This window comes from Vreelandella aquamarina, from assembly GCF_900110265.1.
Classification (GTDB): Bacteria; Pseudomonadota; Gammaproteobacteria; order Pseudomonadales; family Halomonadaceae; genus Vreelandella; species Vreelandella aquamarina.
In genome coordinates this window covers 25,024-38,216 of sequence record NZ_FODB01000037.1, presented here as the reverse complement: position 1 = coordinate 38,216, position 13,193 = coordinate 25,024, and the positions used below count along the sequence as shown (strand labels likewise).

General features: G+C 52.5%; 14 protein-coding genes and 2 pseudogenes. 1 reads left to right on the top strand and 15 read right to left on the bottom strand.

Going from position 1 to position 13,193, the window contains the following annotated elements:
• The 14 genes and pseudogenes from BMY49_RS11285 to BMY49_RS11220 all read right to left on the bottom strand — a co-directional run.
• Nucleotides 1–242: pseudogene (locus BMY49_RS11285) on the bottom strand (IS256 family transposase); the annotation flags it as partial.
• A gap of 98 nt (nucleotides 243–340) precedes the next feature.
• Nucleotides 341–709: pseudogene (locus BMY49_RS11280) on the bottom strand (PAS domain-containing protein); the annotation flags it as partial.
• 75 nt (nucleotides 710–784) lie between these two features.
• Entirely contained in the window at nucleotides 785–2,086 is a 1,302-nt protein-coding gene (locus BMY49_RS11275) for a methyl-accepting chemotaxis protein (RefSeq protein ID WP_228219024.1), read from the bottom strand.
• Nucleotides 2,087–2,188: 102 nt separating this feature from the next.
• Nucleotides 2,189–2,689: a chemotaxis protein CheW gene (cheW, locus tag BMY49_RS11270; RefSeq protein WP_062360450.1), complete on the bottom strand. Its 501-nt coding sequence runs from the start codon at nucleotides 2,687–2,689 to the stop codon at nucleotides 2,189–2,191.
• Nucleotides 2,686–4,788, bottom strand: a complete 2,103-nt coding sequence (gene cheA, locus BMY49_RS11265) for a chemotaxis protein CheA (protein WP_074211201.1) — start codon at nucleotides 4,786–4,788, stop codon at nucleotides 2,686–2,688. Before cheA ends, cheW begins: the two co-directional genes overlap by 4 nt.
• A gap of 44 nt (nucleotides 4,789–4,832) precedes the next feature.
• Nucleotides 4,833–5,753, bottom strand: coding sequence for a flagellar motor protein MotB (gene motB, locus BMY49_RS11260; protein WP_074211202.1), 921 nt, complete (start codon nucleotides 5,751–5,753; stop codon nucleotides 4,833–4,835).
• A complete protein-coding gene (motA, locus tag BMY49_RS11255) occupies nucleotides 5,750–6,619 on the bottom strand; it encodes a flagellar motor stator protein MotA (RefSeq protein WP_062360448.1) in 870 nt (289 codons plus the stop codon). Before motA ends, motB begins: the two co-directional genes overlap by 4 nt.
• A gap of 225 nt (nucleotides 6,620–6,844) precedes the next feature.
• Nucleotides 6,845–7,369 (bottom strand): flagellar transcriptional regulator FlhC, encoded by a 525-nt coding sequence (gene flhC, locus BMY49_RS11250; protein WP_044629565.1) that lies wholly within the window; start codon nucleotides 7,367–7,369, stop codon nucleotides 6,845–6,847.
• Nucleotides 7,366–7,698 carry a flagellar transcriptional regulator FlhD gene (gene flhD, locus BMY49_RS11245; RefSeq protein ID WP_044629566.1) on the bottom strand — a complete coding sequence of 111 codons (333 nt, stop codon included), beginning with the start codon at nucleotides 7,696–7,698 and terminating at the stop codon, nucleotides 7,366–7,368. The genes flhC and flhD overlap by 4 nt, the downstream gene beginning before the upstream one ends.
• 107 nt (nucleotides 7,699–7,805) lie before the next feature.
• A complete protein-coding gene (locus BMY49_RS11240) occupies nucleotides 7,806–8,099 on the bottom strand; it encodes an EscU/YscU/HrcU family type III secretion system export apparatus switch protein (RefSeq protein WP_044629567.1) in 294 nt (97 codons plus the stop codon).
• Entirely contained in the window at nucleotides 8,083–8,613 is a 531-nt protein-coding gene (fliK, locus tag BMY49_RS17860) for a flagellar hook-length control protein FliK (protein ID WP_244154956.1), read from the bottom strand. Before fliK ends, BMY49_RS11240 begins: the two co-directional genes overlap by 17 nt.
• A gap of 683 nt (nucleotides 8,614–9,296) precedes the next feature.
• Complete coding sequence (gene fliT / locus BMY49_RS11230; RefSeq protein ID WP_062360443.1) at nucleotides 9,297–9,704, bottom strand: flagellar protein FliT; 408 nt, start codon at nucleotides 9,702–9,704, stop codon at nucleotides 9,297–9,299.
• A gap of 7 nt (nucleotides 9,705–9,711) precedes the next feature.
• Complete coding sequence (gene fliS / locus BMY49_RS11225) at nucleotides 9,712–10,128, bottom strand: flagellar export chaperone FliS (RefSeq protein WP_058577008.1); 417 nt, start codon at nucleotides 10,126–10,128, stop codon at nucleotides 9,712–9,714.
• Nucleotides 10,129–10,300: 172 nt separating this feature from the next.
• Nucleotides 10,301–11,992 (bottom strand): HD domain-containing phosphohydrolase, encoded by a 1,692-nt coding sequence (locus BMY49_RS11220; protein WP_089675598.1) that lies wholly within the window; start codon nucleotides 11,990–11,992, stop codon nucleotides 10,301–10,303.
• 267 nt (nucleotides 11,993–12,259) lie between these two features.
• On the opposite strand from BMY49_RS11220, the gene BMY49_RS11215 reads away from it, so the two are divergent.
• Nucleotides 12,260–12,619, top strand: a complete 360-nt coding sequence (locus BMY49_RS11215; RefSeq protein ID WP_052509943.1) for a flagellar protein FlaG — start codon at nucleotides 12,260–12,262, stop codon at nucleotides 12,617–12,619.
• A gap of 105 nt (nucleotides 12,620–12,724) precedes the next feature.
• Here BMY49_RS11215 and fliE read toward each other — a convergent pair whose 3' ends face one another.
• Nucleotides 12,725–13,051: a flagellar hook-basal body complex protein FliE gene (gene fliE, locus BMY49_RS11210; protein WP_044629573.1), complete on the bottom strand. Its 327-nt coding sequence runs from the start codon at nucleotides 13,049–13,051 to the stop codon at nucleotides 12,725–12,727.
• Nucleotides 13,052–13,193 lie beyond the last annotated feature (142 nt).

Sequence of the window (13,193 nt, the reverse complement as noted above, 5' to 3'; positions counted from 1 at the left end):
ACCTTGATCTCGACGTCGCCGATACCGGTTTGCACGGTGCGCTCCGGCAGGTAGCCGTTGCGGACGACGACACGGCGGCCGTCTTCCAGCGTCTTGTCGGCATATTGCTCCAGAAACGTGCTCAACTCCGCCTCCACGGCCTTGGCGATCAGGTCTCGGGCCCCTTTGCGCAGCAGCTCATGCAACGGATCAGTAGCGCCGGTGTCTGGCTGCGTCACGGCTTGGAGAGTAGAATTGCTCATGGCGTATCCGTCCTATGTTGGTTGTGATCTGGCGAGATCAATCAACAGGATACGCCACCCTCTCTACTGCCCTCCATACACAAGAACTGAGCTTAACTCATCGCCTTGCGGGTCGCTTGCACCCGCACAGAGGTGTAACCAATTACTTGGTCGTTCTCTACAATCGGTGTGACGCTGGCGTCTACCCAGTAGTGGTCTCCATTCTTACAGCGATTTTTCACCAGCCCTCGCCATGTCTCCCCCGTCTGAACGGTTTTCCAGAGGTTCTCAAACGCAGGCGACGGCATATCTGGATGACGTACTAGGTTATGAGGCGCTCCTATCAGCTCTTCATGCTGATAGCCGCTAATCTCGATAAATGCTGGATTTGCGTAGGTTATGCGCCCTTTTAGATCAGTACGCGAAACGAGAAAATCGTCTTGTTTAAGCTCCACTTCCCGTTGAGTCACTGGCTGGTTATTACGCATCATGCTGCCTTATTGGTTATGTTTTAACGCGGTAATAGTTTGGTTCATTCCATGGCCAGAGCAGAGAGCGCCGAGTTAGAATTCTTCCCACTCTTCGGTCAGCGCTTGTGTTTTAGTGGCCGGTAGTCGCTGCGTTGGCGAGTGCGAAGGGGCGCTGATGACACGTTTTTGTGTGTCGGGCTGCCCACCACCTGCTACACGGAACCGTTCCACGGCTTCACGCAGGCGTGCTGCCTCGCTCTCTAGCTCATTGGCGCTACGCGCGGCTTGCTGTACCAGCTGAGCATTCTGCTGAACGACTTGATCCATTTGCGCAACCGCTTGGTTAACTTGGCCAATACCGTTGCTCTGCTCTTCCGAAGCGGAGGCAATCTCATCCATGATGTCGCTAACGCGCTGTACCGCCGCGACGAGATCCTGCATGGTTTGGCCCGCCTGGTTCACGCGATGTGTGCCAGCGTCTACTTTACCGAGCGACGCATCAATCAGCGTACGAATCTCTTTGGCAGCATTGGCACTGCGGCTGGCAAGGCTGCGAACTTCTTGTGCTACCACGGCAAAGCCCTTGCCATGCTCGCCCGCACGCGCCGCCTCTACAGAAGCGTTAAGCGCTAAGATATTGGTTTGGAAAGCGATATTGTCGATCAGGGTGATAATGTCAGCGACTTGATGAGAACTGGCGCTAATCTCCTGCATGATCTCAACAATGTTACTGACTTCTTCCCCACTGCGACGCGCCGTGAGCGTGGCATCACCTGCAAGCTGGCTCGCTTGGAGGGCATTATCGGCATTGTGACTTACAGTAGAAGCTAGCTGCTCCATGCTAGACGCCGTCTCTTCTAGCGATGAAGCCTGCTGTTCTGTGCGAGAGGAGAGGTCGTTGTTGCCGCTGGCAATGTGCTGGGAGCGCTCAAAAATCGTGGTGCCGCTACGCCTGACCACGCCAACAGTTTCCGACAAGGAACCTTGCATATGGGCCATCGCGCTATAGAGCTTGCCGATCTCATTGTTGCCAGGTGACTGGATCTGCTGATTGAGGTCACCCTGCGCCATGCGCTCAAAATAGCCGACCAGCCGATCCAGCGGGCGCAGTACGTTGGCACTGACGCCCCATACCACTACCACTACCGTTAAAACGGTCATGGCCACAACGCCGATCAATACCCAGCGGATGCGGGTGGCAAAGGAAGTAAAGGCCAACTGCTGGACTTGTGGGTCGCTGGCACTTTGTACAATGGTCGCCCCGTGATGCAGCGCATAAAGACCGATACCACAGGCAATGAGCACCAGCAGCGAGAAGGTGGCCAATACTAGCCCCCAACTCAGACGGACGGTCATATTACTCATCAGTTGACGTACTAGCTGTGTCACACGCATTTCTCCAAACACAACCGTACTAGCCAGCGCTATCCATCGCGCCAGAGTGGGTTGTTTTTTGGCTCAAGATGGGCACGCCTCCCTGTGCCCCGTGGCAGGTCGTTAGCGGTTACTGGTGCTATCTACCAGCGCCATCTCTTCGCTAGTCAGCAGCTTATCGATATCGACCAGCACCAGCATTCGGTCATCCAGGCTACCGAGGCCACTTAGGAAATCAGAGGAGAGCGTTACGCCAAACTCTGGCGCAGGCTTGATTTGATCCGGCGTCAAGGTCATTACGTCAGAAACGCCATCTACCACGATACCTACGATACGATCTGCCACGTTGACGACGATCACCACAGTTTGGCCACCGTACTCAACGTTATCCAGGTGAAACTTAATGCGCAGATCCACAATCGGCACGATCACGCCACGCAGGTTCGTTACTCCCTTAATGAAGTCGGGTGCATTCGCAATACGTGTGACGTTTTCGTAACCACGAATTTCCTGCACCTTTAAGATATCAATGGCGTACTCTTCATCACCTAAAGAGAACACTAGGAACTCGCGATTTTCCGCTTCTGCTGCGGCTAGCACCGCCTCATTAGTTGCTTGACTCATGACGGCTCAGCCTCCTTGTAATAAGAGAGATATGGTTGGTTAGCGGCTTTTCCTGCTTCTTTTTTGGCACGGCTTAAGCGATGCAAGCCTGTGATATCCAGAATTAACGCAACACTGCCATCTCCCAAGATGGTAGCGGCCGATACCCCGGGCACTTTGCGGTAATTATCTTCGAGGTTTTTAACCACGACCTGTTGCTGGCCAATCAATTCATCGACCAGCATGGCATAGCGACGCCCTTCGCCCTGAACGATGACAGCAATACTCTTGGTCGGGTCGGTAATGGCGTTTTCGACATCCAGCACTTCGTGAATGGCAATGACTGGGAGGTACTCATCGCGCACTTTGAGCACCACATCGTCCCCTGCCATGGCGTACATGTCTCCCTTGGCAGGCTGTAGCGACTCCAGCACGGTAGACAGGGGCAGAATAAAGGTTTCGTTGCCGACTTTGATCGACATACCGTCCAGAATGGCCAGCGTTAGCGGCAGTACGATCCGCGTATTGGTGCCTTCGCCTTTTTTCGACTGGATCTCAACCCGGCCGCCCATGCCTTGAATATTCCGTTTGACAACATCCATGCCCACGCCACGTCCAGAGACATCGGTAACCTCTTTAGCAGTCGAGAAACCGGGGGCAAAAATCAGCTGAAAAACATCTTCATCCGACATGGTATCGGAGACGTTAAGACCATTCTCGCGGGCTTTCGCTAGCAGGCGTTCACGATCCATTCCGGCGCCGTCATCACGCACTTCAATCAAAATATTGCCACCTTGATGCCGGGCAGACAGAACTAACTTACCCGTACGCGGCTTGCCCAGGGCTTCACGCTCGTCGGGCATTTCAACACCGTGGTCCAGACTATTACGCACCAAGTGCGTTAGTGGGTCGGTGATACGCTCGACCAAGCTTTTATCAAGCTCTGTGGATTTACCTTCGGTGATCAGTTCAATCTCTTTGCCTAGTTTGCCAGCGGTATCACGAACTACACGCGGAAAACGGCTAAATACGAACTCCATGGGGATCATGCGAATCGACATGACCGCTTCCTGAAGATCGCGGGCATTACGCTGCAATAGGCTCATGCCATTCTGTAGCGAACTGTTGCCGACCGACTGGTCGCCAAGATCACTCACTGTTTGGTCCAGCATCGACTGAGTGATGATCAGCTCGCCCACCAAGTTAATAATCTGGTCGACCTTATCCACGGACACCCGAATAGAGGAGGACTCTGCTGCTGCCTTTTTCGGAGCCGCTTTACCTGGTTTACTGCTAGCAGGCGACTTGCTGGCGTGTGCTTTTTCGGCCACTGGCGCGGCTGGCTTCTCTTCTGACGCAGAGGGCTCAGCCGGTGCGCTGGGTACAGGTGTTGCGGGCTCTGCTGCCGAAGCAGCCTCCTCCACAGCTACCGTGGTGATTTCAATTTGTTCTGGCTCAATAATGAAGCACATTACGGCTTCAATATCATCGGCGCTGACGCCCCCTTTTAGGGTGACCTCATAGCGCTTTTCATCCCCCGACTGGGATTGAATATCGCCTAGCTGTTCTAACTCTTCTACCAGCAGCCCACGATCTTTATCGCCCACATTGAGAAGCACCACTTTGAGGGTGTGCTCGCTGGAGATAGCTGCTGCCGATGCTTCTTTGTCGTCCTCTGCAGGCGCTGATTTTTGAGGGGCCGGTGCCTCCGCAGGGGCATCAAGTGTTTTGCCAATCTCTTCGAGGGCAATTTGCTGCAGCGTTTGGCAGATACGCTCATACGCTTCTTGATTGGGTTCTTCCTCGTTGCGATAGGCATCGAGTTGCTCGTGCATGATGTCTTTGGCCTCTAAAAAGGTATCCACGAGGTCAGCACGCAGGGTGAGTTCCCCTTTGCGCGCGTGATCCAGCAGGTTTTCGAAAATATGCGTGGTTTTTTGTAGCACGCTAAAACCGAAGGTTCCTGCGCCACCTTTGATAGAGTGGGCTGCGCGGAAGATAGCGTTCAACTGCTCGCTATCCGGATCATCGACATCCAGTTCCAATAAGTGCTGCTCCATATCAGCGAGCAGCTCTTCAGCCTCTTCAAAAAAGGTGTCAAAAAAATCCGCTATATCCATGCACCGCTCCACGTGAACGTCATATTTTTTGTGACAAGCCGCGCTTACTGGTCGTCGTTGGCTTGTGGGGTGTTTTGTGGCACTAGCTCTTCCGGCACCTCTTCCTCAGAAAACTGAGCATCAGGCGCTAGAATACCAGGGTTACGAATGGCTTCGGCAATTTCAGGTAACAACACAACCAACTCAATACGTCGATTGATCGGATCAGTTGGCGCAGTGTCAGCCAACAACACACGATCAGCAAAGCCCGATACGCGCAACAATTGATCTGGATCAAGCCCGCCGGCAACAAGCTCTCGGCGCGAGGCGTTCGCTCGATCATTTGAGAGCTCCCAGTTGCTGTAGCCACGATATCCTCCAGCATACGGCACACTATCAGTATGCCCACTAATACTTAAATCGTTAGGCAACTCATTGAGAAGAGGAGCTATGGTGCGTAGCAAACTACGCATATAGGGAGCGACCTGATCACTACCAAGCTCAAACATGGGTCGCTGTTCGGTATCCAAGAGTTGGATCCGTAACCCTTCACGGGTTAGATCAAAACGCATTTGGTTGCGCAGCTCACGCAGCTCCGGGTCACGCTCAATCACACGTTCAATGCGCTCCTGCAAATCATTAAAGAAGCGCCGTTCTTGAGCACTAGGGCGTGTATGCTGCATTACATCAATACGAGCGCGTTCACCATCACTATGAGTGGGATCAGGGCCACCACCAGGAATCACGCTGGTACTACCTGACATGTCGCCGCCTGTAATTGCAGTAACCAGGGGCGTACTGAAATACTCCGCCACACCTCGGCGGGTCTCTTCGCTGGAGACACTCAAAATCCACATCACTAGGAATAGCGCCATCAACGCGGTCATAAAATCCGCTAGGGCAATCTTCCAAGCTCCCCCGTGGTGAGCATGGACGACTTTTTTACGCCGAATAATGATCGGACGCTTATCCCCACCCTTACTCATGCACTACCGCCTTTTTTGGCGTCACGAACGTACTCTTCAAGCTCAGTGAAACTGGGACGCTCTGCGGTATGCAGTGCCTTGCGGCCAAACTCAACAGCTAATTGAGGCGCATAACCGTGCAAGCTTGCTAGTAAGGTGACGCGGATACACTGCAACATTTTTTCTGCTTCTTTTGCTTGTCGCTCGGCGTAGCTGGCCACTGGACTTATAAACCCGTACCCCAACAAAATGCCTAAAAAGGTACCTACTAGCGCTAGCGCAATCATTTCACCCATCTGAGCGGGTGTGGCATCAGCGTAGGTCAAAGCCTTAATTACCCCCATAACAGCAGCAACGATACCGAATGCAGGCATCGCATCCCCCACTTTAGAGATCGCATCAACTGGAATATGAGCTTCCTGTTCGAATGCCTCGATTTCATGCAGCATAAGCTCATCAATTTCCATTGGCTCCATGCCGCCACTGACCATGAGGCGCAAATAGTCAGTTAAGAAATCCATGATGTGTGGGTCCGCCAGCACGGTTGGGTGCTCTTGAAATAAAGGACTCTCTTGAGGGTTATCGATATCGCGCTCAATCCCTAGCATACCCTCACGGCGCACCTTGGAAAGAATCTTGTACTGCAATGCCATTAGCTCCATGTACAGCGCTTTATTATATTTTTTGGTTCGCTTGAGCTTGGGCAGTATCTTAAAAGTAGCTTTAATGGCTTTACCATTATTGGCAGCAATAAAAGCACCGACCCCTGCGCCGCCAATCATGAGCAACTCCGTGGGCTGATACAGCGGCCCCAAGCTACCACCTGCTAACACATACCCGCCAAATACAGATAGCAGTACGACGACATAACCTAAGGGAATCAGCACAAGCAGTGTCCTTGCGATATCAGTTTTTTATCGACGAAGCCACACCCATTTCTTCACCAAGAAGGCATGAGCAGCTCCACCCCAAGTGCAACTTAGCAATATCATACTAAGGCGCATGCAATGTTTAATGAGAAATTACCAGCGTCTTTTACCGCTATCTAAACGTTAAAGAGGTCGTGTATTCGTTCTATACCCTGCTGCTAGTAGCGTGACAATTTTATACGTTCAACGCTGTGCTTTACGGGTTTTCCCTGCACGCGAAGGCGGCTGACAAATACCACACACATAATCATGTGTCGGACTATGAGCATGGGCAACAAAGCGACCTTCACATCTTGTACAAGTCGTTAGCTGCAACAAATCACTTTCAAAAAAGCGCACCAACGTCCAAGCACGAGTAAGCCCCAGCACCGGCTCCACGCCTTCCAGTGAAATCTGCTCCTCGTACAAACGATAAGCTTTAACAAACGCGTCTATACGCTCGCAGCCAGCCCCTTTCAGCAGCCCGACATAAATGTTGTAGAAGAACGAGGAGTGCACGTTGGGCAGCCAAGTGACGAACCAATCCGCAGAGAATGGCAACATCCCTTTCGGTGGAGACATGCCACGCACTTCCTTGTAGAGCTTAATCAACCGGGTACGGCTAAGCTCTGTTTCTGTCTCCAGCACCTGTAGCCGTGCACCCAACTCAATCAGCTCAATGGCCAACTGCACTTGGTGCATTTCATCAACCAAGCTCTTCTGGCTCACTCCGACTCTCCCGACGACAAAGACTCCAAGGGCTCACAAGCCGAAAGCAGTGATGCATGTAACCCAGATAACCCTTGATCTCTGGGGTTTTCTAAAATTTCGCGCAAACGTCGCCCACTCGAATGGCTAAATCGGCAGACTAACTGGTTGCTGCGCGCCAGCTTAGTGAGTTGCCAGGCATTCAGTGATACCAATAAATCGGCAAGTTCACTGTCTATTTTCAGGCGAAACATAGCTGCTTCGCGATCCTCGCTCAGCAAACGCTGCGCAAGAAGCAAGTACGCTAAGTTAATTTCTTGAATTTCATCGAGAAAGCTTGTTTGACTCATAGTGTCCCATCGAATGACACAGGCGCGACATTGTGACCGTTATACTGGCGCCATTGATGACTTTTTTCTTTACCCAGCACCATGGTTGCATACGACGCCTGTATTGGCTACTTGAGCGTTTCACGATGACTTATCCCATTCTCAGATAGCTCAAACACCCAAACAAGCAGCTCAGCGACCACTTGATATAGGCTCGCCGGGATCTCGGCATCCAAATCTAACTGCATGAGCAGCGCCACAAGCTCTGGTGCATCGTGAACATAAATACCCTGGCGCTGGGCTTCGGCCATAATTCGCTCAGCCAGCTCACCATACCCTTTGGCTACTACACGTGGAGCCTGCTCCCCTTCTTGATACGCAAGTGCAACCGCTTGCCGTCGCCGATCACCCGATGTCATCATGATGGCGCTCCAATGTTACATACCTAGCCTTGATCTGAACTTTATGAAAATCAAGGGCGTTTAAACGCTGCTCCAATGAGCTAACCCCTTCCTCAAGACGCTGATGCGTGCCAGCATTATCAGTGGTCAAATCAATACTCAGCGTCTTTTGATGAAGCCATAGTGCAACGCTGAAGCTACCTAAGTTAGGCACATCAAGCTGCATTTCGGAGCGCCAGCTCTCCTCCGCACCCTCCTCTTCCGATGAACCTCCTTGCCCCCCTTCACGCCCAGGCAGGTTGATCACTAACGCCATAAAAATCCCAGCCCACACATCACCTTCCCAGCGGAGCGTTGGCATCACCAACATCTCCAACTGCTGACGCACCAACCCCTGTAAGCTCTCATGAACGACCTCTCGTGAGCCACGGCTAAGCGCTTCCGGCTCGCTGGCAGCCGGCAATGTCAACGAGGCTGGATTAATCTCTCGACGCTCCGCAGCAGCTGGCGTCGGCGAAGTCGAGGCTGGGAGCATGACAACAGGGCGCTCTAAGAGCAGTTTATTATCGCCATTCATAGGCACTAGGGGTGTATTGGGCAAAATACCGGGGGTGGCGCTTGAGCGTAAAGCGGCTATTGAGGGGGTTGTGGCTAATACCGAAGAAGCAAAATTTGGTAAAAAAGGAGCAGTCGGGCGAGGCCCAGGTTGCATTTGTGGTTCACGCAGTAGTTGCTGGCGTGGAGTTTCACCTTGAAACCAACGCTTCAGGTGGGACTCATAAAATAATCCACTATCGCGGATGCTTGCTTCTAAACGACTTGCCAGCACTTGCGCCGATGGTGCGTCTTGAGCCGACATAAGCGGGGCCTGGGGCTTCATTACCGCTGGAGGTGCCGGGAAACGCAGTAATACATCCGCAATCGTGCGAGCCGCAGGGCTGAAGTGTGTCTGTGTTGAGGTGGGTGCGCCATTACCAGTGGGAGGACTTCCAGGCTGAGACTGACGCGCCCCCTCAGACGCACCTGGCAACCGCTTTAGGTCACCAAGCAGGGGAGCAAGCGGACGGCCATCCAACCCTGCATCGCCTTGCAAGGCACGTGGCCCCTCCCCCGGTAAAACTGGCTGTACTGGCGCATTTAATACACGCTGAGAGGACACCTCTCCCTGGCGCCCAAGCACTTGATGTAAGAGGGTATCAATAAGCGGCGTAATGCCACTCACGATGCCCCCTTATTCTGAGAAGCATCGACATCAAAGGCGCTATAAGCTCCCTGCTGGGGAGCATAAGCTCGGTGCAGGTCCCGCTGGCGCTGGGTGACGCCAATCAGCCTGCCAAGCTCATCGCGTCGTGCCACCAGGCGACGACGAATCTCCACATCATGCTCTAAGATATGTTCTATTAACTCTGTTTTACGCTGCTTACCTGCAGCGTCAAGCGTAACGTGTGCATCCAGCTCACGGAGCTCTTCTACGAGCATCACATAATTACTGCGTTGCTCGATCAACTCGGCCCACTGTTCAGCATCTGCAAACTCATGCATGTCATTCACACGCACCAACAGCTTTTCGTATGCATCGAGCAGCGTTTGCTGAGAAATATCACGAACTGCTTCGGGAGCTGCCATGCCTACCTCACGCACTCTGCTGTTGACCGATTTCACGCCATGCTGAGGCGATATCCTCAAGCAACCGCTCAGCTTGGTTGAGGCTCTCTTCGTCGTTTCGTAAGTTAGCTGTTAACAGCAAGCGGGCGATATAATCGTAAAGTGAGGCGAGCCTCTCTGCAATGACACCCCCTTGCTCTTGATCAAGGGCGGCCGCTAAACCGTTATTAACAATATCCAACGCTTTGGAAATTGACTTGCCTTTTTCAGCTCGGTTGCCAGCTTGCATGTGAATTCGCGCTGCGCGGATTGCCGCCTGAGCGCCATCAAATAGCATCACGATCAGCTGGTGAGGATCAGCTGACATGACACCACTTTCAACACCGACACGGGCATAAGCATTAGCGCCTCGTCCGTTAGCGGCGCCACCGCGAGTGTAGGTCATTAGTGGGCACTCCTTTATAGGGTGTAACAACAGCTAGGGCAAAAAGCCAGTCGTGCTGTTCATCATTCAAGGTTGAGCATATATGCTCAGCTATTAAATATATCGGCGAAGCCACAGCAGACTTTAATGCCTGATTACTTTTTAATTTAGCTGCTTGCCTGAATTCGGCGTCCTATGTAGAAACCGCCACTTCTCTGACAGGCTTGCCTAGTCGCTCAAAAACATCGCCACGCAAAACACTCCCTAAATTATCGCGCATTGGCGGCTCGGCTGCTTGGGCCAGCACCACCTCTGCTGGCGCCCCACTATCATCAAGGCGCAAAATCCAGGCAAGCTGATCACTAGAGAAAAGCGCTAACGACCCCACCGGCAGGACCTTGAAATGTTCGACATAACGCCTCATCCAATGGCGATCAAACTGATGCGGATGAGCCAGCAAGTGGCGGTAAATTTGCTGCGCCGTGCGGGCCGGGCGATCTGGGCGATCTCGCCGCATCGCCTCAACAACGTCAACCACTGCACTGGCTTTCGCCAACTCGTTAATATCATCCCCGGTGATTCCTGCCGGATAGCCACTACCATCAAGCCGCTCGTTGATCCCCCCAATGACCGCTTGCGCCACCGTAGCAGACAGCCATTGGCAGGTATGTAGCCGAGCCATCAAGAGGGAAACATGCTCACTTAATGCCTGCCGATGTGTCGCTTCAAAATTGGGCGCTTTGAACACGACCTGAGGAATAAGCGCCTTACCCAAATCATGCACCAGCCCGCTGGCAACGATCGCCTTGCGCACATCCCGCGGCATATTGGCTCCTACTAAATCCAGCAAATGGACTGCAACAGCAATCCCGTGCCTTACCAGCAGCGGCTCTAAAGACAAACAGCGGGAGGCAAACAGCAGTCCCTCTCGATCTTCTTCATGCAGCATCAGTAAGCGGTCCGCATTACGAGAGAGCTGCCTTGAATCAATATCACTGCCTTGCTGAAGCATGAGCAACTGTGCATCAAGATAAGCAGCTACCTTAACCAAACGCCTTGCCATCGGTGTGGCATAGCGGCGTATATCGCGCCGTCCTATGTGCTCAGTATCTGGAGTGCGCTTGCCCGGCTGCTCAAACAGAGGCGATGGCTGCCGCTCCTCCTGCGCCTCCTTTTTATAGCGCGCCGCTTCATGCTCAATCTCGCAGACAAAATACCAAATCTGCCGTTCCTGCTCGGAAGTGCACCCTGCAAAGCGAAAGCCAACGCGTAGCATGTGCCGCTCGGGATCAGTTTTCTGATGGCGGGCAACGCCATTCACTTCAAAGTAAGTGCCGTTTGGAAAGGTAAACGCAAGTTTGAGCGAGTATTGCGTTTCAGCCAAAACACCGCTTGCTGTTAATGGCAACTCAAGCTGGCACCCATCCTGGGAGAGGTCACGGAGCTCCCCCTGGGCACTCTCACCACTCTCACCAACAACCAGTGCAGACACCACCATTCCCATGCGCAATTCAGCACGATATGACTCGCGTCGTTGCAGCACTTCGACCGAACTTGGGTAATTACTACAACAAAGAAAACGACCACCAGAACGACGGGTCTCCGTCAAAGATAACAGCGGTGTCCGCACCACTTTTCCCTGTGACTGACCCCGCAAAAAAAATTGCTCTCCCTGCTGTAAACGACTTAGCAGGTAGTCAACCGATGACAGATCCATTACCAGCGTTTCGCCCGCGTGCTGCTCCATCAAGACCACTGGCTCTGGACGCGCATCAGGAGTGGCCAAGCAGAGAGTCACCCCACCGCTCTCTATCATAGTATTCAGAAGAGAGCTGATTACCGATGGGCTAGTGACGCTCTCGTACTCATCTTGTTGGACTGCCATGCGTGCCTCGCTTTCCCCAGACGCGTTATACGTTAACGCTCATCACAAAGCAGCAGAGCATAACAGAAGCCTTTATCGAGCCGCATGTCCGCCATAGGACTCATAACACTTTTCTTTTCATCTATAGTAAAAGGATAAAGTTTGTGACAAACGCGCCGATAGATTGAAAAAGAGGCTCATCACCAGACGGTAAACGGCCTCAATGCCTTTACTCGGTTACGTTGCCTAGCCCCCCCGGCGGGCTTATTTAATAGAGGAACGTTGTACATGAGCCCACTATCCATTGACTCAGCCACACCAGCAATAACAGCCGCTTTATCGCAGGAACGCTCTACGCGCCCCGCTATCGATCCCCTACCTCCAGTCACCCCAAGCGGCGATGAAGCAGCAGCAGATGGCAATAAGGCCACAAAAGAAGCGCTTGTTGAACCGATACAGCGCATTAACGATGTCATGCGTCCCCGTGGGTTGGAATTTGATATTAGCGAACAATCGGCTCGCATCATTACAAGGGTCATTGATCGAGAAACGGGTGACGTCATACGTCAAATACCAGCAGAAGAAGTGCTGCTACTGGCCGAGCGGCTAGAAGAACTGCAAGGAAAACTGATCTCTCTTAAAGCATAGAAACCAAGCGAACGCTGCGGGCGCCTTGAAAAGCGATAACGTACCAGCCTAAGCGTTCGCCTTCCCACTACCCACCCAGCTAGCCGCATAACTACTTTACGCCCCCTATACCTGCATATTCATCACATCACGATAGGCAGTTACTAGGCGGTTGCGCACTTGCATGCCCATTTGAAAGGCCACACTGGCTTTTTGCATATCTACCATCACATCGTTTAACTCAATGTTTGGCTCGCCTGCCTGAAACGCCATCGCCTTGGTACTAGCCGCTTGCTGCAACCGATTAATTCGCTGTATAGAGGACTGCAGCTCACTTCCAAAGCCACCTTGACCAACAGCGGTTGCCACATGCTCCCCTTTAATAGGCTGAGCCGCTTGTGCCGCTAGCCCCTGCATCTGTTGCAGCGCAGACTGTATAGAAGGTGAACTCATACTCAGGCCTCATTTTTGCGGAAAATCAATTAGTACAAAAAGCCTACCATTGGTAGGAGTAGCGTCATACGTACAAATGAGTATAAAAAGCCAAGCTTTTCGTTCATTTATGGTCGACACACCCCCGGATAATGGCGTTCAT

Coding starts and splice junctions, on each gene's coding strand:
- BMY49_RS11275 (WP_228219024.1), bottom strand. CDS start 2,086: ATGCGTGTGACACAGCTAGTACGTCAACTGATGAGTAATATGACCGTC.
- cheW (WP_062360450.1), bottom strand. CDS start 2,689: ATGAGTCAAGCAACTAATGAGGCGGTGCTAGCCGCAGCAGAAGCGGAA.
- cheA (WP_074211201.1), bottom strand. CDS start 4,788: ATGGATATAGCGGATTTTTTTGACACCTTTTTTGAAGAGGCTGAAGAG.
- motB (WP_074211202.1), bottom strand. CDS start 5,753: ATGAGTAAGGGTGGGGATAAGCGTCCGATCATTATTCGGCGTAAAAAA.
- flhD (WP_044629566.1), bottom strand. CDS start 7,698: ATGAGTCAAACAAGCTTTCTCGATGAAATTCAAGAAATTAACTTAGCG.
- BMY49_RS11240 (WP_044629567.1), bottom strand. CDS start 8,099: ATGATGACATCGGGTGATCGGCGACGGCAAGCGGTTGCACTTGCGTAT.
- fliK (WP_244154956.1), bottom strand. CDS start 8,613: ATGCTCCCAGCCTCGACTTCGCCGACGCCAGCTGCTGCGGAGCGTCGA.
- fliT (WP_062360443.1), bottom strand. CDS start 9,704: ATGGCAGCTCCCGAAGCAGTTCGTGATATTTCTCAGCAAACGCTGCTC.
- fliS (WP_058577008.1), bottom strand. CDS start 10,128: ATGACCTACACTCGCGGTGGCGCCGCTAACGGACGAGGCGCTAATGCT.
- BMY49_RS11220 (WP_089675598.1), bottom strand. CDS start 11,992: ATGGCAGTCCAACAAGATGAGTACGAGAGCGTCACTAGCCCATCGGTA.
- BMY49_RS11215 (WP_052509943.1), top strand. CDS start 12,260: ATGAGCCCACTATCCATTGACTCAGCCACACCAGCAATAACAGCCGCT.
- fliE (WP_044629573.1), bottom strand. CDS start 13,051: ATGAGTTCACCTTCTATACAGTCTGCGCTGCAACAGATGCAGGGGCTA.